Origin of the sequence: Variovorax sp. RCC_210, assembly GCF_041355175.1 — a bacterium.
Classification (GTDB): domain Bacteria; phylum Pseudomonadota; class Gammaproteobacteria; order Burkholderiales; family Burkholderiaceae_C; genus Variovorax.
On sequence record NZ_JBFUPJ010000007.1, the window covers coordinates 307,654 to 334,629 of the forward strand.

A 26,976-nucleotide genomic window follows, 5' to 3' on the forward strand; every position below is an offset into this window, starting at 1 on the left:
TGACGCGCCGGGCTCGACGCGGCCCGCCGCTACAGCTCGTCCACCGGAATGAACGGCGCCATCAGCCGCAGCCTCAGGCGCTGCCACGCAGTGGTCTCCGGCGGTACGTCGTAGGCGGTTTCCTTGCCGTCGTTGTCCTGCTCGACCCATTCGACGCCCTTGCCGCTGGCGTCCAGCCGCAGGCGGTAGGAGCTGCCCGCGTCGGCAAAGCCCTGCAGCTGCTGCGCCATCTCGGGGCTGTCGATGATCAGGCCCAGCTCGGTGTTCAGTCGCGCCGAGCGCGGGTCGAGGTTCATCGAGCCGAGGAACACCTGCTTCTGGTCGACGATGCCGTTCTTCATGTGCAGCGCGCCGGTGCGGTGGCCGAAGATGCCGAGCTTGCCGCGCTTCACGCTCAGCGTCGGGCTCAGTTCGTAGATGCCCACGCCGGCCTTCAGCAGCTCGTGGATGTGCGGCCAGTAGCCCACGTACACCCACGGCTCGTCGGTAGAGGCCAGCGAGTTGGTGAGCAGCGTGACGCTCACGCCCTCGGCCTGCGCGCCGGCCAGGCTGGCCACCGATGCGTCGGACGGCACGAAATACGGCGACACCATCTTGATGCTGCTGCGCGCCGTGCGAAACCAGCGGATCACGCCTTCGGTGACGGTGCCCTTCAGCGAGTTCTCGCGCTCGTTGAGCCCCTCGGTCTTGCTGAGCGGGTCGAACAGCACGCGCGCGTTCGCCCACAGCAGCGGGCTCAGGTCGCGCTCCGCCAGCTCGAAGGGCAGGTTCATCATGGGCACCAGGTCCAGCGGCAGCGACACGGGTTCGTCGGGCTGCGGGTCGTGGATTTTTCCGTCGGCCGGAATGCGCGGCGCCTGCGGCGGTTTGGCGTCGGCCACCAGGGTGTCGAACTTCTGCAGCAGCTGCGCGGGGGTGAGCGCGGTAGAGGCGATGCGCGCCACGGGGTAGACGACCTCGCTGTTCCAGTAGTGGTCGAACTCGTCCGACAGGTCGCGCACCACGGGGCCGGCCGCGAACACGTCCATGTCGACGAAGTTGCTGCCCGCGGCATTCATCACGTACTCGTCGGCCATGTTGCGCCCGCCGGCCACGGCGGCGGCGTTGTCGGCCACGAAGAGCTTGTTGTGCATGCGCCGGTTGATGCGCGCGAAATCGAAGCCCGAGCTGACGAAGCGCGTCAGGTCGCTGCCGCGCCCGGCCGGAAACGGGTTGAACAGACGCACCTGCACGTTCGGGTAGCTGGCAAGGGCCAGCAGCAGGTCGTCCTCGCCGGTGGTGTAGAGGTCGTCCACCAGCAGCCGCACGCGCACGCCGCGCTCGGCGGCGTCGCGCAGCGCGCCCATCAGCGCGCGGCCGGTGTTGTCGCCGGCCAAGAGGTAGTACTGCACGTCGAGGCTGCGCGTGGCGAGCCGGGCCAGTTGAATGCGGGTGTCGAAGGAGGTCGGGCCATAGGGCAGCAGGCGAAAGCCCGAGCGCCCGTCCGGCGGCAGCACCTTCTGCGTGAGCTCGCCCAGCGGGGTGGCCGCGTGGTCGGCGACGGCCTGCGTGGGCGGCTCGGGCACGGGGGGCGGCAGGCTGGCGCAGGCGGTCATCAGCGCGCACAGCACCAGTGCCAGCACGGCCGGCAGTGAGCGGAACAGCCGGGACAAACGGGACAAAGGAGATGAGCGGGGCCCAGGGAAACCGGGCGCGCCTGGCATGCATGCAGTCGTCATTTCTCACTCCCGAATCGGTTGCCGGGCCATCCCGCAGCGGGAGAGTCCGGGCGAGAGTATGGCGCGCTCGACTTCAGGTGAAAATCGACCGCCGCCTCGAAGCATCTCGCCCGAAGGCCCGCGCCATGGCAAGCCTGCCGGCGCAGCGGACCGAAGAGCGCCTTTTTTCGTGAACCGACCCATGCCGACTTCAAATACGCCCGCCGTCCACCCTCCCGAGCGCAGGCTCGACGAAATCGCGGACGAGGTGCTGTCGCTCATCCAGCAGCAGGCGTTCGCGCAGGCGCTGCGCGAGCTCAATGCCAGCGTGCCGCACCGCTACACCGCCATCTTCAAGGTCGTCGGCGACCGGGTGCGCAACGTGCTGCTGTTCGACAAGCGCGGCGAGCCGCTGCCGCCGCCTTTGTCCGACTTTCCCCTTGCGGACAGCTTCTGCCAGTTCGTGCTGCGCGACTCGTTCCTGCACGTGGACGATTCGCTCCAGGAGCCGATGCTGGCGGGCAGCCCCTACCACGGCGTCATCCGTGCGTACCACGCGGTGGCGCTGACCCTGCTGGGCGCCGAAGTGGTGGGCACGCTCGCCCACTTCGACCCCGAGCCCCAGACGCTGGACCCGGCGCACTTCGGCCTGCTGGTGCTCGCGTCGCGCACGCTTCCCGAGCTGCTGGTGGCCTCCGAGGCCTGGCAATGAGCGACATCGACGCGACCTCGACCTCGACCTCGCGCGACCTCGTCGATGCCTGCACGCAGGCCTCGCTGGCGCTGCTCGAAGCCAACCTCACGCCGCACGGCATCCTGGCCGCCAGCCGCACCGAGGCGGCCGTGGCGCGGCGCTACACGCGCATCTTCGGGCGCGACGCCGCCATCTGCGTGATGGCCATGTGCGGCAGCGGCGTGCCTGCGCTGGAGCAAGGCGCAGTGGCCAGCCTCGACGCGCTCGCGGCGCAGCAGGCGGCCAACGGGCAGATTCCCAAGTACGTGGACCCCGAAGGCCAAGACGCCGATTTCTGGTACCTGGGCTGCATCGACGCCACGCTGTGGTGGCTGATTGCGGTGGACCACGTGCGCCGCCACGGCAAGGTGGGTGCCACGCACTGGCGCGAAGAGGTTGCGCGCGCCATCCAATGGCTGCTGGCGCAGGAGCACCAGCACTTCAGGCTGCTGCAGCAGAACGAGGCCAGCGACTGGGCCGACATCATGCCGCGCTCGGGCTACGTGCTGTACACCAACGCGCTGTGGTACGACGTGAAGCGGCGCTTTGCGCTCGACCACGCCGAGGCCACCCAGCACCACTTCAACCACCTGTTCAACCCCTTCCAGCGCGACCTGCCCGAGTACCACCGCGCGCGCCTGCTGCGGCACTACGCGCGCCGCGGCCGGCGCGACCCGGGGCTGTACCTGAGCTTCGTCAACCTCGCGGTCGTGGGCGACGAGGGCGATGTGTTCGGCAACGTGCTGGCCGTGCAGGCCGGCCTGGCCGACACCGAGATGGCCCACCGCATCGTGCAGACCGTGGACGCCGCGCGCGCCAGCGAGCCCTACCCCGTGCGCGTGGTGCTGCACCCGCTGTCGCAGCAGCACGAGCTGTGGCGGGCGTACATGGGCAGGCACCAGCAGAACATCGTGCACCAGTACCACAACGGCGGCATCTGGCCGTTCGTCGGCGGGTTCTGGGTGATGGCGCTGGCCAAGCTGGGGTTGCACGCGCAGGCCCGGCCGGAGCTGGTGCGGCTGGCGCAGGCGAACGCGCTGGACGACTGGCGCTTCACCGAGTGGTTCCACGGCCGCACGCTGGCACCGATGGGCATGGCGGGGCAGAGCTGGAACGCGGCGACGTTCTTGCTGGCGAAGCGAGCGCTGGAGGGGCGGGAGGCGGGGTGGTGACTGACTGGTGACCGGTGACCGGTCGCCGAGCTGTTTGCCGAGCGAGGCTCTTGCAACCGGCCCGCGCTACGCCAGCGCCTTCGCGGTCACGCTGGCCGCCTTCGCCACCATCTCACGCAGCCAGGCGTGCCCCGCGTCATGCGCATGGCGGCTGTGCCAGATGGCCTGCAGGGTCGACGTCCGGGGCTGGTAGGGCAGCGCCCGCCGGACCAGGTCTCCGTTCTTCGCGAGCGCCACCGCCAGCGACGCGGGCACGATCGACAGCATCGAGGTGTCGCGAAGCAGCGCCGGAATGGCGAGCGCGTGCGGCACGGTGAGCCGCGTGCGCGGCGCTTGCGCCACCGCGGCGAGCGCCGCTTCGAGCGCCTGCCGGTCGAACATTTCCGACTGCCGCGCCAGGCCCCGCTCGACGATGAAGCCTTCCACCGCGCCCTCCTCCTGCCCGCCGACGGACAGGGTGACCAGCGGGTACCGCGCCAGGTCGTTCAGCGTGAGCTTGCGGCGGGCGGCGGGGTGGCCCTTTCGCATCAACGCCGCCTCGCCCTGCGAAAACAGGGTCTGCGCGTCGAGCCGGGGCGGCACCTGCGCAAAGATGCCGATGGCGAGGTCGATGCGGCCCAGGTCGATCTGCTCGGCCAGGTCCAGCCGCGTGGACGGGCGAACGACCAGGTCGACATGCGGCGCCACCTGCTGCAGCGCGCGCGACAACGGCACGACGATGACCTCGGTCACATGGTCGTTCGCCGCGATGACGAAGCGGCGCGTCGACGTGTCCGCGGAAAACGCCTCCGCGCCCAGCAACGCCTCGATCTGTCGCAGTGAATCGCGCAGGCCCGGCGCCATCGCGTTGGCCCGGCCGGTCGGCACCATGCCCTTGCCCGTGCGCATGAAGAGCTCGTCGCCCACCAGCTCGCGCAGCCTGCGCAGCGCATGGCTCACCGCCGACGGCGTGAGGTTGAGCCGCTTGCCGACCAGCAGCAGGTTGCGGTCCTCGTAGACGGCCTCGAACACCTTCAACAGGTTGAGGTCGATGCGACCGATGCCCATGGCGTCACCTCTTTGCAAACTGAATGCTGTGCATTGTGCGGCTGAAAAACCATCGTTTCCATTCAGTTCGGGTTGCGACCATCATCACGTTCAACCACCCGAAGCAGAACAAGACCATGACGAACCAGACCCTCATTCGAGACATCCGAGACAAGGAAGCGCTCATCGAGCGCTGCATTCCCTTCCTGCAGGAAGTGAAGGACATGACCGCCGGCACCGCCGTCGAACACTGGTTGAACCAGACGTACGGGCCCGGCAGCGCCCTCTACCAGGCCCTGGCGCGCCTGGCGGTGAAAGGCGTGGAAGACGGCTGGGCGGCGAACGTCGAAGTCGACGGCCCGGCCTACCGCCGCAGCCGCATCGCGGAGCCTTCCGAGCGCACGCTGCACTTCAGCATCACCGCCGTCTACATGGACAGCACGGCCAACCGGCAGGGCCACCCCGACCACCGCTTCCGGGGCCAGTACCACGGCCATCCCTATGGCGAATTCAACATGGTGATTCCGCTGGACGCCGGTGCCGCCCTGAACGGACCGAGCGGCTGGTGCGCCGGCGGCTGGACCGCCCCGCCCCCGGGCAGCCACCACTATCCCGAGGCCAGGGGCGGCGCGGTGATCGCGCTGTTCTTCCTGCCGTCGGGCCGCATCTCGTACGACCACGCGCCGCAGGAGTAGCCATGGCCCCCACGACAAGCGACTGGTCCCCGCAGGACATTGCCAGGTGCGTTTCGTCCGTCATGCGCGCGCGGCGGTCGGTTCGCGCGTTCAAGCCGCAGCCCTTGCCGCGTGAACTCGTGCAAGAAATTCTGGAAGACGCGGCCTGCGCCCCGAGCGGCGCCAACATCCAGCCCTGGCGGGTGCATGTGGTCAGCGGCGCGGTGAAGGACGAGCTGGCCAGCGCGCTCGTCGATGCATTCCGTGCCGGAAAGGCGACCGCGCCCACGCACTTCCCTGCGCCGTTGCCGGCGCTGTTCCACGCCAGACTGCTCGACTTCGGCGCGCGGTACTACGGGTCGCTGGGCATCGATCGCGACGACGCCCCGGCGCGCATGCGCCAGACCGAGCGGAACTTTTCATTCTTCGGCGCGCCGGTGGGGCTCATCTTCAGCATCGACCGCAGGCTGAAGCCGCACAGCTGGATCGACCTCGGGCTCTTCGCGCAGAGCGTGATGATCGCCGCGAAAGCGCGTGGCCTGGACACCTGCCCGCAGGTGGCCTTCGCGCAGTTCCACGACACGATCGCGCCCCGCCTGCACATGCCGCCAGAGGAAATCACCGCCTTCGGCATGTCGATGGGCCACGGAGACTCGGCGGCGCCCGTGAACCAGGCCGGCATGCCGCGCGAACGCGCCGACGGCTTCGCGCGGTTCCTCGGCTTTGCACACTGACAAGGAGAACACCATGACGCTCGACCACATCGCAGGCGTGCGCATTCCGGACAGCCGACTCGCGCGCGAAATGACACAGCTCATTCGCGACACGGAGAGCGACCTGCTCTTCCACCATTCGGTGCGGGTCTATTGCTGGGCTGCGTTGACGGGAACGCGAACGGGCTTGAAGTTCGACGCGGAGCTGCTCTACGCCGCGTCGATGTTCCACGACATCGGCCTCAGCGCGCGCTACGAGAACAGCCAGCTGCGCTTCGAGGTCGACGGCGCGAATGCCGCGCGCGATTTCCTCAAGCGCCACGGCATCGGCGACGCCGACATCGAGACAGTCTGGAACGCGGTGGCGCTGCACACCACGCCCGGCATTCCGCAGTTCATGCGCCCCGAGATCGCGCTGGTGCAGGCGGGCGCCGGCATGGACGTCGCCGGCCGCGGCTACGACCAGTTCACCGATGCGCAGCGCGAAGCGGTCGTCGCGGCCTTTCCGCGCGAAGCGGACTTCCAGCACGGGATCATCGATGCCTTCTACCAAGGCATGAAGCACCGCCCGGACAGCACCTTCGGCACGTTCAACGACGACGTGCTGGCGTTCAAGGACCCGCAGTTTCGGCGGGTTGATATCTGCAGCGTCATTCTTGGGTCGAGCTGGAACCGGAGGATCGAGCCGGCAGGCAGCTCGCCTGCCCATGTTCACTCGGCGGGCTGCGGTCACGGTGTCGTGGCCAGCCCTGGCAAGTCCGCGGACGAACAGCCGTAGGCGTGGTCGTCAGGCCGCGGCCCGCACATCGCGCTCAGCCGCCGCGTCTTCCTCCCACACCACCACCCGGTTGCGCCCCTGCCGCTTGGCCTGGTAGAGCGCCTGGTCGGCGCGCATGTACAGCAGCTCGGGAGACAGGCTTGCCGCCGTCGCGGTCTTCGCCGCCTTCCGTCCGTGGCGCTCCGGCGCCAGCATGGCCACGCCGAGCGACACGGTCAGCTCGAAGACCTCGTCGTCGGCGAGCCGCACCGGCGTGCCGGCCACCGAACGGCACAGGTAGTCGGCCACGCTGAGGGCGCCAGCCAGGTCGGTGTCGGGCAGCAGCACCGCGAACTCCTCGCCGCCGAGCCGGGCGAACACGTCGGCCGAGCGCAGCCGCGCCTGCACGCGCCGGGCGAAGCCCTGCAGCACCAGGTCGCCGCTGCGGTGGCCGTGCAGGTCGTTCACGCGCTTGAAGTGGTCCAGGTCGAGCAGCAGCAGCGCCAGCGGCTCGCCGCTGCGGTGGCTGCGCGCGACCTCGTGCGTGCACAGCGGGTCGAAGCTGCGGCGGTTCAGGCAGCCGGTCAGCGCGTCGTGGCTGGCCAGGAACTCCATGCTCTTGGCGGTGCGCTCCAGGCACGCCAGCACAAAGCCCATGCCGCTGCCCAGCAATGCCAGAAAGGCCAGCAGCACGACGATGCCCTGCCCCACGCTCGACTGGAAAAAGCTCTGGTACTGGTCAGGCATCAGCCCGGCCTGCACCGAGCGCCCGGCGTGCGCCACGCTCAGCAGCAGCATGGTCCAGCCCACGGCGCGCATGGTGCTTTCGGCATGCCAGGCATGGCGAAACACGTGCAGCGCGATGGCGCCCGACAGCAGCATCATCACGCCCGAATAGACCATCGAGCGCGTGCTCACGGGCCACGCCAGCAGCACCGGCGCCGCCACGATGGCCGCGACCACCAGCCCGGTGACCCACTTCGGCGTGGCCTGCTTGCCCACGAACAGGTAGATCGCCTGGTTGAAATACAGCATGCCGCACAGCACCAGCGGGTTGCCGACCAGCGCGGCCACCCACTCGGGCAGCACCAGCCGCGACAACAGGGCCACCATGCCGGCCAGCAAGAAGACGCAGCCCTTGGCCCAGAGCGCCAGCGCCCGGTCGGACTTCAGGCGCCGGCGCACGAGCACCAGCTGCCATGCGAACAACAGATAGCCCAGCCCCAGCGTAAGCATGAGCGTGGGAACGTCGAGTTGCATGGGCGGGTGGCAAGCGGGGGGACCCGCATTTTAGGCAAGCCGTGTGACGCCTCCCGGCGGGCGCCGGCTTGCGACGGTGTGGGCGCCCGCCGTAACATCGCCCGCCGAATCCGCACGGCGGTTCCTGCGGAGCCCAGAAAGACGAGACCATGACGAAGCCCCCCGCGAGCGACGCCCAGCCGGCATCGACGCTCATCACCGAGAAGATCGCCGACCTGGCGGACTGGCGCGGCGCCACGCTCGCGCGCATGCGCAAGCTCATCCAGCAGGCCGACCCCGACGTGGTCGAGGAATGGAAGTGGATGGGCACGCCGGTGTGGTCGCACGACGGCATCCTGTGCACCGGCGAAACCTACAAGAGCGTGGTAAAGCTGACCTTCGCCAAGGGCGCGTCGCTGAAAGACCCGGCGGGCCTTTTCAACGCGAGCCTCGAGGGCAACATGCGCCGCGCGATCGACATCGCGGAAGGCGTGGAAATCGACGCGACGGCCTTCAAGGCGCTGATACGCGAGGCCATCGCGCACAACAGCGCGGGCAAGTCAGCCGCTGCGAAAAAGAAGGCGAAGCCGAAGGCTTGAAGACGCCCTGCTTCGCGGCAGGTTCAAAGGCCGGGCCACACCTGCACCAGCCCCACCAGGTGCACCACGCCGAACCCGACACAGATCAGCGAGCTCCATACCCAGAAGGCGCTCAGCCGCTCGCGGGCAAAGAAGAAAAGCGCCAGCGCCGCCAGCCCCCGCACCAGGTACACGCCGGTGATCGCGGGCAGCACGATGCTCAGCAGCGGCAAGGGCTGCAGCACGCCGGCGCCCGAGAGCGCATACGCCGCCCAGACGCCGAGCACGCTCGCAATCACCAGCGTGACGATGGGCGGGTACAGGTGCCCGGCCGCGGCGCCCGAGGCCATGCGCTCCCCCGCGCCGAAGAAGCGGTACCACGCGGGCCCGCCGAACACGATGCACACGTGCAGCAGCGCCGCGATGGTGCTGAGCGCGGCGCCGACGATCAAGGGAAGGTTCCAGTTCACGAAGTCTTTCATCGACTCGGCGACACGCCGAGGGGTTGCAGCGCGCGCACCGTGTCGCGCGTCGGGCCGAAGGCACCGTAACGCACCCGCAGGCCGCTGAGCGCTTCGACGCACTCGATCCATTCCCGCGGTGTCGCGATGGTGCCGGGTTCGTACAGCGGCTGCGCGGCGAGCAACTGCTGCGTCAATGCGTGTTGATGCGCAAGGTCGGGCGCGGGGCAAAGCGGCAAGGAATCGATGCGCGAACCGTCTGCACCGTCTGCACCGTGATAGCCAGCGCACCACCGAAAGCCCCCGCCTTCGACGGCGTCCAGATGGCTGGCGACCAGCCCGTCGAGCGGCCCCACGGCTTCGAGCGCATAGCGCAGCAGCACCGCATCGGGGTGACCGCGCCGGAACACGCCCTGCCAGCCTTCGTCCGCGTTGTGCGGCTCGGGCAAGCGGGCATCGAGCGCGCGGTCGTGCGTGGGTAAGGGGCCCGCGCCATGCCGCGTGAGGTAGCTGCGCAGCACGCCCAGGTGGCGCACGCCGGCACCGTTGCCGGTGTCGATGCCGACATCGCGCAGCACGGCCTCGACCGCGGCGGTCGAAATGGTGCTCCAGGTGGTGTGAGGATGAAAGCCGCGCCACTCGTCGAGCAGCACGCCCTGCGCGCCCTCGAACACCACGGTGCCGGGGCGCGCGAGGCGCTCGGCGATGCGGTCCGGGCTGGCGGGCGGCGACTGCGACAGGCACGGCGCCACGGCGGCTAGCCAGCGCCGGGAAAGCGAGCCGTCCTGCAGCATGGCGCGTTCCTGCGCGGCATCGGCATGCGAAGGCGCCGTGGCCGCGAACTCGCGCAAGAGCGTGGTGCGCTGCGCCTCCAGCTTGTCGAGCGCGCGGGCGGGGCGTGTCAAGTCGCCGTAGTGCAGCGCCTCGTCGGGCGCGGCAAGCGCATGCCGCACGGTCTCGCCCACGCCCACGCCACAGCTGCCATGCGCGCCCTGCCCGCGCGCCCATTCGCGCAGCCGGCCAGCCGCCTGATGGAACGGCGTGGTCACGCGGCAGCGCGCGTCGATCAGCAAACGAGAGAAGGCATCGTGCACGCCGGCCTGGCGCAGCGCCGCTTCTTCGACGCGCAGCGCGGTGGGGTGCACCACCACCGGGCTCGCCAGCACGGTGCCCACGCCCGCGTGGAAGCTGCCGGCGCCGAACTGCGAGAAGGTGTGGTGCCGCCGACCGGGTTCACCTGCTCGAACGTCCACCACCACGTTGTGCCCCGCCTGCGCGCCGCCGTTGAAGCGCACCACGGTGTGGGCCTGCAGCGCGCCGCACAGGTGGTCGGTGAACAGCCCCTTGCCGCAGTCCCCGAAGCCCAGCCCCAGCAGCGAGACGTAGCGCGTGGCGGGTGCGTCGGCGCTCACCGGGTCATCAGCCGAACAGCCGCTTCCACCACGACGAGCGCGGGTTGGCGGCGGCCGTGGCCACGGCCGGCGGCGCGCGGCGCGATGCGCCCGGGTCGAGCAGCGCGGCGTACGCGTCCAGCGCGTGCAGCACGCCGCCCACGCGCTCCTTGGCCATGCCGGTGCCGCTCATCACGCCGGCCAGCGCCTCGAGGCTGGGCACGGCCTTTTCAGTGAGGGCGACGATGCCCGCCGCCACGGCGCAGGCGTCGTCGGGCGAGTCCATGCAGATCACGTGGTCGCCCAGCAGCTCGCGCCAGCGGCCTTCGCAGCGGCGGCGGCGTTGCGCGTCGGGAATCAGGAAGAACAGGTTGGTGGTCTCGGCCGCGGCGGCGATCACCTCTTCGATGGGAATGTCCTCGTCGAGCTTCTCGCCGATGAGGCCCTCGATCTGGTGGCGCGACACGGCGGGGTACGGCAGCTCGTCGCCGGTGACGAACAGGTAGCCGCGCTTCTTGCGCTTGACCCAGCAGTCCATGTCGGTGTGCTGCGCCATGACGTAGAAGGCCAGCTCGTAGCTTTCTTCGCCGCTGCCGCCACCGCCGCCCTCGAGGTAGCTCCAGGTGAGCCACTGGTCCATGAGGTTGGCGGTCGACTCGAACTGGCCGACCTGCAGCGGCGCGCTGTCGGAGGTGGCGTCGCCGATGGCCATGAACATGAGCTGCGGGTCGGGCACGCCGCAGTCGGTCAGCAGCTTCATGAAGTTGGGCAGCTCGCGGCGCGCCAGGGTCTGCGGAATGTCGCCCATGGAGCCGGTGACGTCGAGCGCGAACACGATGCCCAGCGAGTTCGGATGGTCGGCGTTGTCACGCGACTCGCGCACCTTGAGCCCCTGCGGGTTCATCAGCGCATGCGTGTTGCGCTGGGTGAAGACCTCGGAACCGGGCTTGGCGGCGCGGTCGGCAATCAGCGCCGTGTGAGCGGCGTGCGAATAGTTTCCGTATCCCATGAAAGACCTCCTTTGGTGGCTCTGCTGTAGCTCTGTTGCAGCTTTGTTGTTCAGGTGCCGGCGCGCGGCGCGGGGTCGAAGGGCACGAACCTCGACGGCCCGAAAGCCTCGGTCGACGCGGCGGAAAGCGCCTGCTCGATGCCCTGCGCGCCCAGGCGCTGGCATGCGGCGGCGTCTTCGCTGCACTGGCGCAGCAAGGCGGCCAATGGCGCGGGGGTGCGGCTGCCCACGCCGGGCTCGCCGGCCCCGCCGCCGTCGAGCACGGCGCGCACGGTCCATGCGGCCTGCATCAGGTCGCGCACCACGGCGCCCGTGTGCGCCGCGCCGGTGGCGTGCTGTGCGCGCGACCAGCCGATGAGCAGCACGCCGTGGTCGCGCGGGTGCACCAGCGCATGCGCGGGCGACAGGTCGCGGTGCGTCCAGCCGGCGCCATGCACAAAGGCCAGCACCTCGAGCATGCGGCGCCACAGCCACACGGCGTGGCGCGGGTCGATGCCCTGCGGGTTGGCTTGCTGCACGTCTTGCAGGCTGCCCCAGAAGCCGGTCGGGTGGCGCAGCACCAAGGCCTGGCGGGCACCGTCGCCCAAGCCCCCGGCCACGCCCGTACTCACACCTGTCCCCACAGGTTGCGGCAGCCGGCGCGTGAAGTAGGCGGCGCCCGCCACCGACAGCTCCTGCAGCGACTTCAGCACGGCGGCTTCGCGCAGCAGCACCTTGTCGGCGGCGGTGTCGCGCGCCAGCTTCAGCGTGACGCGTTCGGGCAAGGCGCCCAGCCGTTCGGCCAGCAGCACCTCGCTGTGTTCGCCGGTGGCCAGCGGCGCCAGCACGCGGTAGCGGGCACCGCGCCAGGTCAGGATGCGCCCACCCGGCACGTCGGCATTGGCGCGGCGCAGCGCGGCGCGAAAGCTCTCGCGCTCCACGGTTTCCGTGCCGCGCACGATGGTGGCGCCGCAGTAGCTGCAGTTGACGGTGCGCCAGCGGGCGGCACGCGGCAACGGCGCGGAGCATTGGGGGCAGCTGAGTGCGAGCAGCGACAGCATCGGCCCGCGCCCTAGTCTTCGCGGGCCAGCGAGGCCGGGTCGGGCGAGGCCAGCACGCGGTCGATGCGGCGGCCTTCGAGCTCGACGATCTCGAAGCTCCAGCCGGCGCAGTCGATCTGCTCGCCCACTTCGGGCAGGTGGCCCGACACCGACATCAGCAGCCCGGCCACGGTGTTGTAGCGCCCGCGCTCTTCCTCGGGCAGCTCGCGAATGCCCAGGCGCGCGCGCAGCTCCGACACGGGCATGAGCCCGTCTAGCTCCCACACGCCGTCGGGCCGCTCGCGGGCCCAGGCGTCGGTCTGCATGCCGGGCTGCAGCTCGCCGGTGATGGCCTCGAGCAGGTCGCGCGGGGTCATCAGGCCCTGCACCACGCCGTACTCGTCGACCACGAACACCAGGCGGCCCGCACGCTCGCGGAACTGCTCGAGCAGTTCCATGCCTGTGAGGGTCTCGGGCACGAACACGGCGGGCGTCGCCTCCTTGCCGAGCGCGCCGGCGTGGGCGGAGCCCAGGCGCAGCAGGTGGGCCACGCTGATCACGCCGACCACGTCGTCCAGCGAGTTGCGGCACACCGGGTACCACGAATGCACGAGGTTGAGCGCGGCCGCGTCGGCCACCTTCTGCAGCGCCTGCTGCACGGTGAAGGAGGCGTCGAGCCACTCGATGTCGGCGCGCGGGATCATCAGCGACGACAGGCGCCTGTCATCAAGGTGAAACACATTGCGCACCATCTGGTGCTCGTGGTGCTCGATGACGCCGGCGTCCACGCCCTCTTCGAGGCTGGCCGAGATTTCTTCCTCGGTCACGTGGCGCGCCGCGTTGGCGTCGATGCGCAGCAGCTTCAGCATGGTGGCCGTGGCCCCCGCCAGCAGCCACACGAAGGGCTTGGCGCCCTTGGCCAGCCCGCGCATGGGGCGCGACACCCAGCGCGCCACCGGCTCGGGGTAGAGCTGGCCGATGCGCTTGGGCACCAGCTCGCCGAAGATGATGGTGAAGAAGGTGATGCAGGTCACCACGCAGGCGGTGGACACGATGCTGGCCGTGCCCGCGCCCATGCCCACGGATTCCATCCACACGGCCAGCGGCGCCGCGAAGGCCGCCTCGCCGACGATGCCGCTGAGCATGCCGATGGAGGTGATGCCGATCTGCACCGTCGAAAGAAACTGCGTGGGCGACTCCATCAGCTTCAGCGCGGCCACCGCGCCGAGGTCTCCCGTTTCGGCCAAAGCCGCGAGACGTGCGCGCCGGCTGGTGGAAAGGGCCATTTCGGACATTGCGAACAACGCGTTGAGCGTGGTCAGCAAGGCCAGGAGGAAGACATCCATGAACTGAGGGAGAGAATGAGGGAATGGCACTTTACTTGATTGGCGACCTGCAAGGCTGCGACGCCCCCCTCGGCCGGCTGCTGCAAAAGATCGATTTCTCCCCCAGCCGCGACACCATCGTGCTGCTCGGCGACCTGGTGAACCGGGGCCCCGATTCGCTCGCGGTGCTGCGCCGCGTGCAGGGCTACGGCGCCGCCGCGCAGAGCCTGCTGGGCAACCACGACCTGCACCTGCTGGGCGTGGCGCACGGGGCGCGCAAGCCCGGCCGCAAGGACACGCTGGCCGAACTGCTTGCCGCGCCCGACAGCGAGGCGCTGCTCGACTGGGTGCGTCAGCAGCACATGGCGCTGCACATGCGCATCGGCACCGGCGACCTGCTGATGGTGCATGCCGGCGTGCTGCCGCAGTGGAGCGTGGGCGACACGCTGGTGCTGGCGTCGGAGGTCGAATCGGTGCTGCGTGGGCCGGCGCTGGGCGAGTTCCTGATGACGATGTACGGCAACGAGCCCGCGCAGTGGAGCGACACGCTCACCGGCAGCGCGCGGCTGCGCGCCATCGTCAACGCACTGACGCGGCTGCGCTTCTGCTCGGCCGAGGGCGTGATGGAGTTCGATGCCAAGGACAGCGCCGCCACAGCGCCCGAAGGCTACATGCCCTGGTTCGACGTGCCCGGCCGCAAGACGGCCAAGGCCACGGTCGCCTTCGGCCACTGGTCGACGCTGGGCTGGCTCTCGCGGCCCGACCTGCTCTCCACCGACACGGGCTGCGTGTGGGGCGGCTGCCTGAGCGCGGTGCGCATCGGCGCGACGCTGGAGGAGCGGGAGCTGATCCAGGTCGAGTGCGAGCAGTCGCAGAAGCCGGGCAAGGCCGGCTGAGCCATGACGCCGGGCGCGGCCGGCTGAGGCAGTTGGGACAGGGCCAGCGCAGCCTCAGAACGGCTGCGTCACCAACCCGTACACCGTGCGCACGCCGCTCACGTAGTTGCCCATGCGCAGGTTCTCGTTGGCTGCGTGCTGGTTGTTGTCGGCGTTCACCAGCGGAATGATCGCGAAGGGCACGGGCAGCACGCGCACGATCTCCGCCGTGGGCACGGTGCCGCCCATCATGCGGATGCGCACCGGCTCGGGCTGCGTGCCGAAGGTGCCGGTGAGCGCCTTGTAGGCCCACTGCCCCACGGGCGAATCGATCTGCGAGCCCGCGGCGTCGCCGCCCTCGCTCTGGTAGGAGAAGCTGGCGAGCTTGTCGTAGCGCGCGCGGTCGTCGTCGCTCGGCTCGCCCTTGACCAGGTGGTAGCCCTGGCGCTCGATGTGCTTCTGGATGAGCTGGCCCAGGTAGGCCGGGTCGGAGTCGGGCGTGGTGCGCAGGTCGAGCTCGGCCACGGCCTTGTCGGGCACGATGTTGGCCACCTTGTCGCCCACCGACGCCGCGGCCATGCCGCGCACGTTCAGCGAGGGGTACTGCATGGCCTCCTGGTAGTTGGCGCCGACCTTGTCGGTCTTTGCGATGCCCAGGCGGCGCTTGAGCGCGGCCTCGTCGTCGGGCACGGCGGCCATGATCTTGCGGTCGGCCTCGGCGATCTTCACGCGGTCGTAGTAGCCGGCCACAGTCACCCGGCCCTCGTCGTTCTTCATCGAGGCCAGCAGGTTGGCCAGGCGCTGGGCCGGGTTCGGCGCGTAGTTGCCGTAGTGCCCGCTGTGCAGCGGCACCTTGGCGCCGTACACCGTGAGCGCGGCCTTGGCCGCGCCGCGGTTGCCGAACACCAGCGTGGGCCGGTTGGTGGCGTGCATGGGGCCGTCGTGGATCACGATGGCGTCGCTGCGCAACAGCTCGCGGTGCGCCTGCATCACCTTGCTGATCGAGGGCGAGCCCTTTTCTTCCTCGCTGTCCAGAATGACCTTCACATTCACCGCCGGTTGCGCGCCGCCGGCCTTCAGCGCGTCGATGGCGGCCAGCATCATCATGATCGGCCCCTTGTCGTCGGCCGACGCCCGGCCGAACACGCGCCACTCGGGGTCCAGCGGGCCACTGAAAAGCGGCGCCGAGTCGATTTCTTCCCACCCGCCGTTGGCCGCCTTGCGCTTGAGCACGGGCGTCCACGGGCTCTTCTGCGCCCACTGCGCGGGCACGACCGGCTGGCCGTCGAGGTGCATGTAGAAGAGCACCGTCTTGCGCGACGGATCGGCCCCCGGGTACTCGGCGTAGAGCATCGGCTTGCCGTCGTTGGGCAGTTGCTGCGTGGTGAAGCCGCGCTTGCGAAAGGCCTGCTCCAGCCAAACGACGTTCTTGCGGATGTCTTCCGGCGCGATGGCGTCGTTGGGCAGGGACAGCAGCTCGAAGTACTCGCGGTAGGTGGCCTGCGCGTGGCGCTCGGCATCGGCGGCGGACAGGTCGGCGGCGCTGGCCGCGGTGGCCATGCACGCTGCCGCGACGAAGGCCAGTGGGAGCAGCGAGAAGGGGCTGCGCGAGAAGGGGCTGCGCGAGGTTCGGGGCTGGAGTGGCATGGGTGTGGGTCCGCTTGTGCGATGGTTCGGCGACAGTTTGGTGACAGTTCGGAGGCAGTCTAGGCAAAGCCGTGCCTTTGAACAATTGCCGATTTTTCGGGATATCTTTGCGTTTTATGCAACGCAGCCAGCCTGCACTCCGCCGCCATGACGTCCCATCGCCTGCAGGAAACCTCGCTGCGCTACTTTCTCGAGGTGGTGCGCAGCGGCTCGCTGACCGAGGCGGCCACGCGCCTGAACGTCAGCGCCTCGGCCATCAGCCGGCAGGTGGCCATGCTCGAGGAACTGCTGGGCGTGCCGCTGTTCGAGCGCCGCCCGCGCGGCATGGTGCCCAGCGCCGCCGGCGAGCTGCTGGCCGCGCATGCGCGGCGCGGCGCGCTGGAGGCCGAGCGCGTGGTGTCCGACATCCAGGGGCTGCAGGGCCTGCAGCGCGGGCATGTGCGCATCGCGTGCTCGTCGGGCTTCGCCAACGAGTTCCTGCCGCAGGCCATCGTCGCCTTTCGCGCGCTGCATCCCGGCATCCAGTTCGAGCTGAGGGCCTGCGACCCTGCCGAGGTCACCGAGGCCGTGCTGCTCGGCAACACCGACATCGGCCTCACCTACAGCCGCGCCGCGGTACAGGGCGTTCGCGTGGCGCACCGCCAGACGGCCTCGGTGTTCGCGCTGATGCGCCCCGACCATGCGCTGGCCAGGCACCGCAGCGTGACGCTGGCGCAGATGCTGCCCTTTCCCATCGCGCTGTCGGGGCCCGACACCACCGTGCGCCAGTTGTTCGACGTGGCCTGTGGCAACCGCGGCGTGGTGTTCGAGCCCGCGCTGGTGACCAACCGCTTCGAGGCGCTCGCCAACTTCGTGCTGCACGGCGGCGGCCTCGCGATTGCCGGCGAGATCACCGTGCGCGAACGCGTGCGGCGCGGCGAGCTGCACGCCGCGGAAATTCGCGAGCGCGGCATGCGCGACCGCTCGGTCGAGCTGCAGACCCTGGCCGGGCGCACCTTGCCCGAGGTGGTGCGCGCCTTTCTCGACTTTCTGTGCGAGGCGCTCCCCGCGCCCGCCGCGAAATAACCCGGGGAGCTCAAGCTCAGGACGGCAGGCGGAACTTGTCCAGCGACATGCGCTGGCGGCCCTGCGCATCGAAGTTCTCGGGCGACAGCCAGCGCTCGAAGGCGGTGCGCAAGGCCGGCCATTCGCGGTCGGTGATCGAGAACCACGCCGTGTCCCGGCTGCGCCCCTTGTAGACCACGGCCTGGCGAAAGATGCCTTCGAACTGAAAGCCCAGCCGCAGCGCCGCGCGCTTGGAGGGCTCGTTGAAGTTGTCGCACTTCCACTCGTAGCGGCGATAGCCCAGCGTGTCGAAGGCGAGCTTCATCAGCAGGTACTGGGCTTCGGTGGACATGGGCGTCTGCTTGAGCAGCGGCGAAAAGGTGACGCTGCCCACCTCGATGGCGCCGTGCGTGGGGTCGATGCGCATCAGCGCCAAGGTGCCTACCGCCCGACCGCTCTGGCTGTCGACCACGGCGAAGTGCATCGGGTCCGCGCTTTGGGACGCACGCTCGACGTAGGCGCGTGTGCTCTGCAGGTCGGCCGGTCGTTCGACGAAAAGGTAAGTCCAGTCGCGTCCATCCGGCGCCTGCGCGTAGGCGGCGTGGAGATCGTCGGCATGTGCGGCCGCATCGAGCGGCACCAGCGTGCAGAAGCGCCCTTCCACCGGTTGGCGCGGCGGCAATGCGCGCGGCGCCCAACCGGGGACCTCGGGGCCGATGGACTGGCCGAATTCGTTGTGGCGCTCTGGCATGCGGGTGTCTTTCGAAACAGCTGGAGGAACGGTGCGGGAGCACGTAAAGTAACTCGCACGTGGCTCTATTGAAAGTACCACGCGATGCAATTTTCATGGAGCCACGGCAGGCCGCGAGCGCGACGGATCTACCGCATGCACCCACGGAAGCACGCTGCCGTCACGAACTGCGCTCGGCGCGGGCGTAACGCTTCGCGGCTTTGCAGCGGGCCTGCCTGTCGCCATAATCGCCTCCGCCGCCAATTCAGCGCAGGCCACCACGGTCACCGATGCGCGCCGGCACACCCGCTGCACCTATGCCCTCGCCCATGCCTTCAAACCCCTGGAGCGCCGTCGTCGAGGGCTTCAGGCCCGAACACGTTGCCATCACGACGCGCTCCCGAGACGAAGCGATTGCCCGGCTGACCGGCCAGCTGAGCCCCCACCGGATCACGCTCATCGGCGAAAGCGACGCGTTCTCCGCGCGCTTTCTTACTGCCAACGACCTCGCCGGGCTCCAACTGTCCACGCTGGCATTCGGCACGGAAGTCGAACTCGAGATCGCAACCTCGGACGACCACCTCCTGGTAACGGCACAGGTCGAAGGGCACAGCGCGATCGCGTCGCAAGGATTGCGCGCTCAAGGCGGCCCCGGGTTCATCGTGATCGACTCGACGCCGCAGCCGGTGGTGAAGCAGTTTTCCGCCGACAGCTATCGCATCAACCTTCGCGTGCCCCGCACTCGCCTGGACGATGCCTGGGCGAGCCTGACCGGAACCCGCGTGGGCGCGCCGCTGATCTTCCATCCGTTCGTCTCCGACACCGGCGTGCGCCAGCATTGGCGGTCGCACTTGCGGTTGCTGATGGACTACGGCCTGCAACCCGACCGGGTTCCCGCACGGCAGGCCGAAGTGATCACCGAGTCCGTCATCATGGCGCTGCTGATGGAGTTTCCCCACAACTACAGCCGTCGCCTCGAGGCGCCGACAGCCAGGGCTGGAGCGCATGCGCTCGAGAAGGCCACGGCTTTCATCGACGCGCTCAAGCACGAGCCGCTGAGCCTCGAGGCGATCGCGCGCGAATGCGGCATCAGCGTGCGATCACTGTGCGACCTTTTTCGCCGGGAGCACGGCACCTCGCCCATGAGGTATGTCGCCGAGGCCCGCCTGCAGGCCGCGCGCCGGCTCCTGACGGGTCGCAAGGAAGGCCTGACGGTGGCCGAAGTGGCCACGGCCTGCGGCTTCTCCGGCTTCGGCCGGTTCTCGGCGCTCTACCGCGCGCGCTTCGGCGAGTTGCCCTCCAGGACGCTCGCGCGCCGCTGAACCGCGGTTGTTCGGCCGCGCCCATGTGCCTTCAAGGCTGCTAGGGAAACCACCGACGTTGCGCCGCCGGATCTGCACATCGCCTTGCCATTTCCGGATAGATGCCGCTGCCTGCCCTGGCGATGATCGAGCCGCCTCGGAGCAGTGCGCCGGTGGCACCTACATCGGAAGACAGGACAAGGATGCGATCCAGCAACGCGAGATGAGCGAAGAGAAGGCAATTCAAGGCGCGCAAGGTGCGCAAGACGTGAAAGACGCGAACAGCCCGCGGGGCTTGCCGCACACGGCACCGCCCCACAGGCTCCGATCCAGAACCATGCACGAGGGCGCGCTGCGCGCACCGACCCGCGCATTCCTACGCGCCATCGGGCAGGACGACGATGACATCGCCGCGGCGCATGTGGGCGTCATCCACACGGGCGGCGAGATGAGCCCGTGCAACACGACGCTGCGCGACCAGGCGCAGCATGCGAAGGTCGGCATCTTCGCCGGCGGCGGGACGCCCCACGAATGCCCCGTGGTCTCGGTCTCCGACGGCCTGTCTGTCGCTCACCCGGGCATGCGCTTTTCGCTCGTGTCGCGCGAGCTGATCGCAGACAGCGTGGAGGCCACGGTGCGCGGTCATCAGTGGGACGGCATCTTCGGCCTCGGCGGCTGCGACAAGAACATGCCCGGCCTTGTGATGGGCATGGTGCGCTGCAACGTGCCGGCCGTGTTCATGTACGGTGGCAGCGCGCTGCCCGGGCGCAACGGCGGGCGCGATGTGAACATCGTGGACGCGTACGAAATGATCGGCCAGGTCATTGCGGGCCGCGCCAGCGAACAGGAACTCGAGCAGATGAGCCGCGACTGCCTGCCCACGGCGGGCGCCTGCGCGGGGCAGTACACGGCCAATACCATGGGCATGGTGGGCGAAGCGCTGGGGCTGAGCCCACTGGGCTCTTCCATGGTGCCGGCGGTGTATTCGTCGCGCGCTCCCATGGCGCGTCGCGCCGGCCGGGCATTGATGCGATCGATACTGGGCGACGGCCCGCGTCCCCGGGACATCATCACGCGCAAGTCGCTGGAAAACGCGTGCCTCGTCGTTGCCGCCACAGGCGGATCGACGAACGCGCCACTGCACATTCCGGCCATCGCCCACGAGGCCGGCATACGGTTCACGCTGGACGATGTCTCGCAAGTGCTCGCACGCACCCCGCTGATCGCCGACCTGAAGCCGGGCGGCCGGTTCCTGGCCAAGGACGTGTACCACGCGGGCGGTGCGCCGGTCATCCTCAAGGCACTGCTGGACGGTGGCTACCTGCACGGCGACTGCATCACATTCACCGGCCGGACCCTTGCCGAAGAGCTGGGCGGCACGCCGGAGCCCGACGGCGAGGTGGTCCGCCAGGTGGACGACCCGATCGCTCCGACCGGCGGTGTCGTGGTACTGAAAGGCAACCTTGCGCCGGACGGCGCACTGCTGAAAGTCGCGGGCCTCCGGCGGCTGCAGCATCGCGGCCCTGCGCGGGTGTTCGAGTCCGAAGAGCACTGCCTGCAGGCCGTGCAGGCAATGGACTACGCACTGGGGGACGTGATCGTCATTCGCGGAGAAGGCCCCAAGGGCGGCCCCGGCATGAGGGAAATGCTGGGAATCACGGCGCTGCTGTACGGCCAGGGGGCTGGAGAAAAAGTGGCGCTCGTGACCGACGGTCGCTTCTCGGGCGCCACGCGCGGCATGTGCATCGGCTACGTGTCGCCCGAATCCGCATCGGGCGGTCCGCTGGGCCTGCTGCGCAACGGCGACATGATCGATATCGATGCACGGGCAGAGATCGCCATGCTGCGTGTGGAAGTCGATGACGCCGAACTGGCAGCCCGCCGGCAGGCGCTGGCAGCTCGCGGCCTCGGCCAGCGACGTCGCCTGGGCGGCCTGCTCGAAAAGTATGCGGCGGTGGTCGGACCCGCGAACCTCGGCGCGCTCACGCACAGCGGTGTGCCGAAGGACGAACTGTGAACTTCGGCTTCATCGGTGTCGGCGACATGGGGCTGCCCATGGTGCGCCACCTGCTCGCATCGGGACACTCCTTGAGCGTGTGGAATCGCTCGGCAAACAAGCTCGCGCAGCTGGCCGGACTGGGCGCGCGCATCGCCGGTTCGCCGGCGCAGCTGATGCATGGCTGCGACGTGATCGGCCTGTGCCTGACATCGCACCACGCCGTGGAAGAAGTGTGCTGCGGCAGCGAAGGGCTTTTCAGCAAAGCCGAGTCCCGCCAAGCAGCACGCCCTGCGGCCATCGTCGACTTCTCCACCGGTTCGCCCGAAGCAGCCCAAAAAATGGCTGCCCGTGCACAGGCGCTCGGCATCGGCTGGGTCGACGCACCCGTCAGCGGCGGACCACGAGCGGCAGCAACCGGAGAACTCACGGTGCTTGCGGGCGGCGAGCCGGCGGCCGTGGAGGCGGCATTGCCCCTGCTCCGGGCGGTGGCGGCCCGCCTCACGCACCTGGGGCCACCCGGCAGCGGCCAGACGACAAAACTGTGCAACCAGTTGATCGTCGCCTGCAACGTGCTGGCCATCGCGGAGTCCGTCGCGCTCGCCAGGAAAGCCGGTGTCGACACGACGCTGCTCGCATCGGCGCTGCAAGGCGGGTTCGCGGATTCCAGGCCCTTGCAGATCTTTGGACCCCGCATGGCCGAGCACGCCTTCGAGCCGAGGCTCGGCGCGATCAGCCTCATGGAAAAAGACGTGCTGCTGAGCGCGCACATGGCGGATGCGCTGGGCGCCGTCACCCCCATGCTGGCGCGAGCGCGGGAACTCTTCGCGCGCGCCAGGGAAACACAGGAGATCGAGCCAGAGGGAGACTTGTCCCAGGCCGTTCTCCTTTTCGAACAGCTCGCGGACGGACCCCTAGCGTCCGCCGCACAACCTTCACGTTGATCAAGGAACCGAATGGACACAGAGTCAGAGCGCAAGGTCGTCGTCGTCACCGGCGGCGCATCCGGAATCGGCGCGGCCTGCGCCAGCTACTTCAGCGAAAAGGGCTGGCGCGTCGTCGTCAACTACTTCCTCGAATCCGAGCACGAAGCGGCGCAAGCGTTGGCCCGGCAAAGCGGCGGCATCGCGGTGAAGGGAGATGTCAGCGCGGACGCGGACTGCCGTCGCCTCGCCGCCAGCGCGCACGAAGCCTTCGGCCGAATCGACGCCCTGGTGAGCAGCGCCGGCACCACCCGGCTGGTGCCCCATGCCGACCTGGACGCGCTGACGATGGACGACTTCATGAAGACCACCGCGGTCAACACCGTGGGCCCGTTCCAGATAGCGCGCGCCTGCGCGCCGATGCTGGCGGATTCGGGCAACGGAGCCATCGTCATCATCTCGTCGTACGGGGCCATCTATGGCACCGGCTCGTCCATTGCGTATGCCGCGTCCAAGGGCGCGACCAACACCTTGACGATGTCCCTGGCGCGCGTGCTCGCGCCCAGGATCAGGGTGAATGCCGTGTGTCCGGCGCTTGTCGCCGATGGCTTCGTGCAGCGCCTGGACCCCGCGCTCTTCGAAGCACGCGCGGCGCATCAGGTTGCGCGCGCGCCGTTGCAGAAGGTGGCAAAGCCCGTCGAAGTCGCGGCCGATGTCTTCTGGCTGGCAACGGGCGCATCGCTCATCACAGGCAGCGTGTTCTCGCTGGATTGCGGCCTTCATCTCAATGGCGATGGCTGAAACACACCTGCAAGCAGCGCGAGCCGACGACGCACCCCAGGGGCTGATCGACGGGTTCGAACGCCGCCGCCTTCCGGGCGACGGCGTCACCATCGACGCGCTGGTCGGCGGCTCGGGTCCGCCCTTGCTGCTGCTGCACGGCTATCCGCAAACCCGCCTGGCCTGGCGCGCGGTGGCCTGCGAGCTCGCACGGCATTTCACGCTCGTGATTCCAGACCTGAGAGGCTGCGGCCGCTCGGACAAGCCGCCGGACGACGCCGGGCACCAGACCTATTCGAAACGCCGGATGGCCCGCGACCAGATGGCCACGATGGCGGCGCTGGGGTTCCAGCGGTTCTTCGTCGCGGGCCATGACCGCGGGGGCCGCGTGGCGTACCGGCTTGCGCTGGACCATCCCGACGCGGTCGAGCGGCTGGCGGTGATCGACATCGTTCCGACCGCCGACGTGTTCGAAGGCACAGCCGCCTCGGCGATGGCGCTCTTTCACTGGAGCTTCCTCGCCCAGCCCCATCCGCTGCCGGAGCAGTTGCTGGAGGGTCGCACGAACGAGTTTCTCGCGCACCTTTTCAGCCGATGGACGGCGCCCGGCTTCGCGTTCGAACCGGTCTCGATGCACGACTACCTCGAGTGCTTTCGAGACCCGGCCACTGTCCACGCGACGTGCTCGGACTACCGCGCGGCGTGGGCCGTAGACAGGCACCACGACCTACAGGACCGCAATGCGAACCGAACGATCGGCCAACCCCTGCAAGTGCTGTGGGGCAATCACGGCACGGCGGACGCGACTGGACCGATGCGGATCTGGAACGCATGGGCGGCGCACGCAAGCGGCCAGGCGATTCGCGCCGGACACTTCGTTCCAGAAGAGGCGCCGACCGAGACTGCCGCGGCGCTGCGCGATTTCTTTTCAGCAACTCGATAACAACTTGCCGGTTCGACCCGGCGACAGGAGACACGATGAACAACATTAGGCGCGCCCCGCGCGGCGACGCGACGGCGATCACCAAGGAACACAAGAAGGTGCTCGCCGCGACGCTGATCGGCACCTCGATCGAGTGGTATGACTACTTCATCTACGCCCAGGCGGCCGGCCTGGTGCTCGGCCCCATGTTCTTCGGCCCCTTCGCCAAGTCGAACCCGTCGCTTTCGCAGATCATCTCGTTCGCCACCATCGGCATCGCGTTCCTGTTCCGCCCGCTCGGCGCCGTCGTCGGCGGCTACCTCGGGGACCGCTACGGCCGCAAGGTCAGCCTGATCCTGACCCTGGTACTCATGGGCGCCTCGACCGCGCTGATCGGGTTGCTGCCGACCTACGCGCAGGCCGGCATCTGGGCGCCGGTCATGCTGATCCTGCTGCGCGTGCTGCAGGGCTTCTCGGCGGGCGGCGAATGGGGCGGCGCCGCCCTGATGGCGGTGGAACACGCGCCGGTGAACAAGCGCAGCTTCTTCGGCTCCTTTCCGCAGATCGGCACGCCCATCGGCATGATCGTGGCGACGCTGGTCCTGCTGCTGTTCACCGGCGTACTGACGAACGAGCAGTTCCTCGACTGGGGTTGGCGCCTGCCCTTCCTGTTCTCGATCCTGCTGATCGTGGTCGGGCTGGTGATCCGGCGCTCCGTGGAGGAATCGCCGGTGTTCAAGGAAATGCAGCTGCGCCGCAAGCAGTCATCGGCACCGCTGAGCTACCTGATGCGCCATCACTCCCGCGAAGTGGTGCTGGCCGCGCTGATATTCATGGCCAACAACGCGGCGGGCTACCTGCTGATCGCGTTCTTCATCAGCTACGGCCAGAAATCGCTGCACCTGCCCGCCATGACGATGCTTACGGTGTGCACGCTGTCCGCGGTAGGCTGGCTGGTGTTCACCATGCTGGGCGGCTGGCTCGGCGACAGGCTCGGGCGCGTGCGCACTTTCCAGGTCGGCTATGTGCTGCTGGCCGTCTGGGCGGTACCGATGTGGTGGCTGATCGACACCGGCAACCCGCTGCTGTTCTTCGTTGCCGCGGTCGTCATGGCGGCCGCCCTCGGGCTGTCGTACGGCCCGCAGGCCGCGCTCTATGCGGAGATGTTCCCGGCCAACGTGCGCTATTCGGGCGTGTCGATCGGCTACGCGCTCGGTTCGATACTGGGGGGCGCATTCGCGGCAAGCATCGCGCAGTGGATCATCTCGACGTACGGCCAGTCGTACCTGATCGGCGTGTACATCGGCGCCCTGTCGGTGATCTCGTTGGTCGCCGTGTCGATCGCCAGGCCCGCGGTGGGCGGCGACCTGAACGCGGCACCTGAAACGGACCGGCACGGCACGGGCACGCCCCCCCTGGGCGCGCGACGCGGCACCTGAGCGCAACCTGAAGCGGCCGATGCCTGGCGTCCTCGGCCCTGCGTGACGCGGTCGTCGCACCGGGCGTCGCTAAAGTGGAAGGCATGTTTCAACTGACGCCGGACATCTTTTCGCCGCGCAACGCGGGCTCCATGCAGCGCCAGCTGTACGACCGGCTCAAGCGCGCCATTCTCGACGGCAGCCTGGCGCCCGGCAGCCGCCTGCCGGGCTCGCGGGCGCTGGCCGAGTCGCTCGCCATCTCGCGCAACACCGTCACCGCCACCTACGAGCACCTGGCCGCCGAGGGCTATGTGCAGCCCGACCGCCAGGGCACGCGCGTGACCGAACTGTCGGCGCCGCGCCTGTCGTTGCTGCGCCCGTCACGGCCAAGCGCCTCGCAGCGATCAGGCCCACCGCCTCCCGCGCCGACGCGGACGCCGCGCTGCGCCCCGGCGTGCCCGCGCTGTCGCACTTTCCATTTGCCGCATGGCGCGGCGCGCTCGACCGCGCGATCCGCGGCGCGGGCGCCGCCGCGCTGGGCTACGGCGACCCGCTGGGCGAACCGCCGTTGCGCGCGGCCATTGCACGGCACCTGTCGGTGGCGCGCGGCGTGCGCTGCGAGCCGCGGCAGGTCGTCATCGCCGAAGGCGCGCAGGAGGCCATCACGCTGTGCGTGCGGCTGCTGTCGAACCCCGGCGACACCGGCTGGGTCGAAGACCCGGGCTACCGCGGCGTCAAGGCCGCGATGCACGCGGGCGACCTGCGCGTGGTGCCGTTGCGCGTCGACGCCGAGGGCCTGTGCGCGAGCGCGCAAGACTGGCGCAGGCACCCGCCCCGGCTGGTCTACACCACGCCCTCGCACCAGTACCCGACCGGCGCGGTGCTGGGCATCGCGCGCCGGCTGGAGCTGATCGCGCGGGCGCGTGAGCACGGCGCCTGGATCATCGAGGACGACTACGACAGCGAGTTCCGCCACACCGGCGAGCCCATCGGCGCGATGCAGGGGCTGGTCGACGACGCGCCCGTGCTCTACGTGGGCACCTTCAGCAAGACCATGTTTCCTTCGCTGCGGCTGGGTTTTGTGGTGCTGCCCGCGCACCTGGTGGCGAGCGTGCAGTCGCCGCTCGAAGAAATGCTGCGCGGCGGCCACCGCTACGAGCAACTGGCCATTGCCGACTTCATCGAGAGCGGCCAGTTCAGCCGCCACCTGGGCCGCATGCGCCGGCTGTACCGCGACCGGCAGCAGGCACTGCGGCAGGCGCTGCACAAGCACCTGAAGGTGCCGCACGAAATCGAAGGAGGCTACTGCGGCCTGCACCTGACGGTGCGGCTGCCGGAGCGCTTCGACGACCGCAAGATCGCCGCCGAGGCGCTGCGCCATCGCATCGCGCCGTCCGCGCTGTCGGGGTTCGCGATGCAGCCGCTTCCCGCGGACAACGGGCTGGTGCTGGGCTACGGCAACACGTCGGCGGAGCTGTTCGAGCCGCTGGTGAAGCGGCTGTCGCAACTGGCGCGGGCCTGCGAACGCAGCTAGCCGTGCGCGCCG

At 69.3% G+C, this 26,976-nt stretch carries 24 protein-coding genes and 1 pseudogene; 15 read left to right on the forward strand and 10 right to left on the reverse strand.

All coding sequences use genetic code 11. The features are described from left to right. Nucleotides 1-29: 29 nt before the first annotated feature. Nucleotides 30-1,661, reverse strand: a complete 1,632-nt coding sequence (locus AB6807_RS21285; RefSeq protein WP_371086138.1) for a phospholipase D family protein — start codon at nucleotides 1,659-1,661, stop codon at nucleotides 30-32. 238 nt (nucleotides 1,662-1,899) lie between these two features. Between AB6807_RS21285 and AB6807_RS21290 the strand changes: the two genes are divergently transcribed. Together AB6807_RS21290 and AB6807_RS21295 are read left to right on the forward strand one after the other, a co-directional pair. Then, on the forward strand, nucleotides 1,900-2,409 hold the full coding sequence (locus AB6807_RS21290; RefSeq protein ID WP_116911177.1) for a guanylate cyclase: 510 nt from the start codon (nucleotides 1,900-1,902) through the stop codon (nucleotides 2,407-2,409). Continuing rightward, complete coding sequence (locus AB6807_RS21295) at nucleotides 2,406-3,602, forward strand: amylo-alpha-1,6-glucosidase (RefSeq protein WP_371086139.1); 1,197 nt, start codon at nucleotides 2,406-2,408, stop codon at nucleotides 3,600-3,602. The genes AB6807_RS21290 and AB6807_RS21295 overlap by 4 nt, the downstream gene beginning before the upstream one ends. Nucleotides 3,603-3,668: 66 nt before the next feature. On the opposite strand, the gene AB6807_RS21300 is transcribed toward AB6807_RS21295, so the two are convergent. After that, nucleotides 3,669-4,649, reverse strand: a complete 981-nt coding sequence (locus tag AB6807_RS21300; protein WP_371086140.1) for a LysR substrate-binding domain-containing protein — start codon at nucleotides 4,647-4,649, stop codon at nucleotides 3,669-3,671. Between the two features lie 116 nt (nucleotides 4,650-4,765). Here AB6807_RS21300 and AB6807_RS21305 point away from each other — a divergent pair, with 116 nt between their 5' ends. Genes AB6807_RS21305 through AB6807_RS21315 form a run of 3 tightly spaced genes read left to right on the forward strand, consistent with a single transcriptional unit; the run spans nucleotide 4,766 to nucleotide 6,793 of the window. After that, nucleotides 4,766-5,323: a DUF4863 family protein gene (locus AB6807_RS21305; RefSeq protein ID WP_371086141.1), complete on the forward strand. Its 558-nt coding sequence runs from the start codon at nucleotides 4,766-4,768 to the stop codon at nucleotides 5,321-5,323. 2 nt (nucleotides 5,324-5,325) lie between these two features. Further along, entirely contained in the window at nucleotides 5,326-6,036 is a 711-nt protein-coding gene (locus tag AB6807_RS21310; protein ID WP_371086142.1) for a nitroreductase, read from the forward strand. Between the two features lie 13 nt (nucleotides 6,037-6,049). After that, nucleotides 6,050-6,793 (forward strand): HD domain-containing protein, encoded by a 744-nt coding sequence (locus tag AB6807_RS21315; RefSeq protein ID WP_371086143.1) that lies wholly within the window; start codon nucleotides 6,050-6,052, stop codon nucleotides 6,791-6,793. A 9-nt stretch (nucleotides 6,794-6,802) separates the two neighbouring features. Here AB6807_RS21315 and AB6807_RS21320 read toward each other — a convergent pair whose 3' ends face one another. Further along, nucleotides 6,803-8,032 carry a GGDEF domain-containing protein gene (locus AB6807_RS21320; RefSeq protein WP_371086144.1) on the reverse strand — a complete coding sequence of 410 codons (1,230 nt, stop codon included), beginning with the start codon at nucleotides 8,030-8,032 and terminating at the stop codon, nucleotides 6,803-6,805. A 149-nt stretch (nucleotides 8,033-8,181) separates the two neighbouring features. Between AB6807_RS21320 and AB6807_RS21325 the strand changes: the two genes are divergently transcribed. Next, the gene (locus AB6807_RS21325) at nucleotides 8,182-8,610 is read left to right on the forward strand and encodes a DUF1801 domain-containing protein (RefSeq protein ID WP_371086145.1); all 429 of its coding nucleotides are present in this window, start codon (nucleotides 8,182-8,184) and stop codon (nucleotides 8,608-8,610) included. Nucleotides 8,611-8,633: 23 nt separating this feature from the next. Here AB6807_RS21325 and AB6807_RS21330 read toward each other — a convergent pair whose 3' ends face one another. The 5 genes from AB6807_RS21330 to AB6807_RS21350 are packed head-to-tail and all read right to left on the reverse strand — an operon-like array spanning nucleotide 8,634 to nucleotide 13,815. Beyond that, nucleotides 8,634-9,059, reverse strand: a complete 426-nt coding sequence (locus AB6807_RS21330; protein ID WP_371086146.1) for a hypothetical protein — start codon at nucleotides 9,057-9,059, stop codon at nucleotides 8,634-8,636. Between the two features lie 8 nt (nucleotides 9,060-9,067). Then, the gene (locus AB6807_RS21335) at nucleotides 9,068-10,462 is read right to left on the reverse strand and encodes an adenylosuccinate synthetase (protein WP_371086147.1); all 1,395 of its coding nucleotides are present in this window, start codon (nucleotides 10,460-10,462) and stop codon (nucleotides 9,068-9,070) included. A gap of 7 nt (nucleotides 10,463-10,469) precedes the next feature. Further along, nucleotides 10,470-11,450, reverse strand: a complete 981-nt coding sequence (locus tag AB6807_RS21340) for a VWA domain-containing protein (RefSeq protein WP_116911185.1) — start codon at nucleotides 11,448-11,450, stop codon at nucleotides 10,470-10,472. Between the two features lie 50 nt (nucleotides 11,451-11,500). Continuing rightward, a complete protein-coding gene (locus AB6807_RS21345) occupies nucleotides 11,501-12,445 on the reverse strand; it encodes a lipopolysaccharide kinase InaA family protein (protein ID WP_371086148.1) in 945 nt (314 codons plus the stop codon). Between the two features lie 56 nt (nucleotides 12,446-12,501). After that, nucleotides 12,502-13,815 carry a hemolysin family protein gene (locus tag AB6807_RS21350; protein WP_116911187.1) on the reverse strand — a complete coding sequence of 438 codons (1,314 nt, stop codon included), beginning with the start codon at nucleotides 13,813-13,815 and terminating at the stop codon, nucleotides 12,502-12,504. A gap of 23 nt (nucleotides 13,816-13,838) precedes the next feature. On the opposite strand from AB6807_RS21350, the gene AB6807_RS21355 reads away from it, so the two are divergent. Then, complete coding sequence (locus tag AB6807_RS21355) at nucleotides 13,839-14,690, forward strand: symmetrical bis(5'-nucleosyl)-tetraphosphatase (RefSeq protein WP_371086149.1); 852 nt, start codon at nucleotides 13,839-13,841, stop codon at nucleotides 14,688-14,690. A 54-nt stretch (nucleotides 14,691-14,744) separates the two neighbouring features. Here AB6807_RS21355 and AB6807_RS21360 read toward each other — a convergent pair whose 3' ends face one another. After that, nucleotides 14,745-16,229, reverse strand: a complete 1,485-nt coding sequence (locus AB6807_RS21360) for a M20/M25/M40 family metallo-hydrolase (RefSeq protein ID WP_371086168.1) — start codon at nucleotides 16,227-16,229, stop codon at nucleotides 14,745-14,747. A gap of 234 nt (nucleotides 16,230-16,463) precedes the next feature. On the opposite strand from AB6807_RS21360, the gene AB6807_RS21365 reads away from it, so the two are divergent. Beyond that, nucleotides 16,464-17,381 (forward strand): LysR family transcriptional regulator, encoded by a 918-nt coding sequence (locus AB6807_RS21365; RefSeq protein WP_371086150.1) that lies wholly within the window; start codon nucleotides 16,464-16,466, stop codon nucleotides 17,379-17,381. A gap of 16 nt (nucleotides 17,382-17,397) precedes the next feature. Here the strand turns inward: AB6807_RS21365 and AB6807_RS21370 are convergent, their stop codons facing one another. Then, entirely contained in the window at nucleotides 17,398-18,111 is a 714-nt protein-coding gene (locus AB6807_RS21370; RefSeq protein ID WP_371086151.1) for a GNAT family N-acetyltransferase, read from the reverse strand. A 308-nt stretch (nucleotides 18,112-18,419) separates the two neighbouring features. Here AB6807_RS21370 and AB6807_RS21375 point away from each other — a divergent pair, with 308 nt between their 5' ends. From AB6807_RS21375 to AB6807_RS21405, 7 genes and pseudogenes are all read left to right on the forward strand, one after another. After that, a complete protein-coding gene (locus AB6807_RS21375) occupies nucleotides 18,420-19,412 on the forward strand; it encodes an AraC family transcriptional regulator (protein WP_371086152.1) in 993 nt (330 codons plus the stop codon). A gap of 202 nt (nucleotides 19,413-19,614) precedes the next feature. Continuing rightward, complete coding sequence (ilvD, locus tag AB6807_RS21380; protein WP_371086153.1) at nucleotides 19,615-21,408, forward strand: dihydroxy-acid dehydratase; 1,794 nt, start codon at nucleotides 19,615-19,617, stop codon at nucleotides 21,406-21,408. After that, the gene (locus AB6807_RS21385) at nucleotides 21,405-22,331 is read left to right on the forward strand and encodes an NAD(P)-dependent oxidoreductase (protein WP_371086154.1); all 927 of its coding nucleotides are present in this window, start codon (nucleotides 21,405-21,407) and stop codon (nucleotides 22,329-22,331) included. The genes ilvD and AB6807_RS21385 overlap by 4 nt, the downstream gene beginning before the upstream one ends. 12 nt (nucleotides 22,332-22,343) lie before the next feature. Continuing rightward, nucleotides 22,344-23,111 (forward strand): SDR family NAD(P)-dependent oxidoreductase, encoded by a 768-nt coding sequence (locus tag AB6807_RS21390; protein WP_371086155.1) that lies wholly within the window; start codon nucleotides 22,344-22,346, stop codon nucleotides 23,109-23,111. Then, nucleotides 23,104-24,033, forward strand: coding sequence for an alpha/beta fold hydrolase (locus tag AB6807_RS21395; protein WP_371086156.1), 930 nt, complete (start codon nucleotides 23,104-23,106; stop codon nucleotides 24,031-24,033). The genes AB6807_RS21390 and AB6807_RS21395 overlap by 8 nt, the downstream gene beginning before the upstream one ends. Before the next feature lie 35 nt (nucleotides 24,034-24,068). Then, a complete protein-coding gene (locus AB6807_RS21400) occupies nucleotides 24,069-25,451 on the forward strand; it encodes an MFS transporter (RefSeq protein WP_371086157.1) in 1,383 nt (460 codons plus the stop codon). A gap of 83 nt (nucleotides 25,452-25,534) precedes the next feature. Next, nucleotides 25,535-26,964, forward strand: a pseudogene (locus tag AB6807_RS21405) (PLP-dependent aminotransferase family protein). Nucleotides 26,965-26,976: the final 12 nt, after the last annotated feature.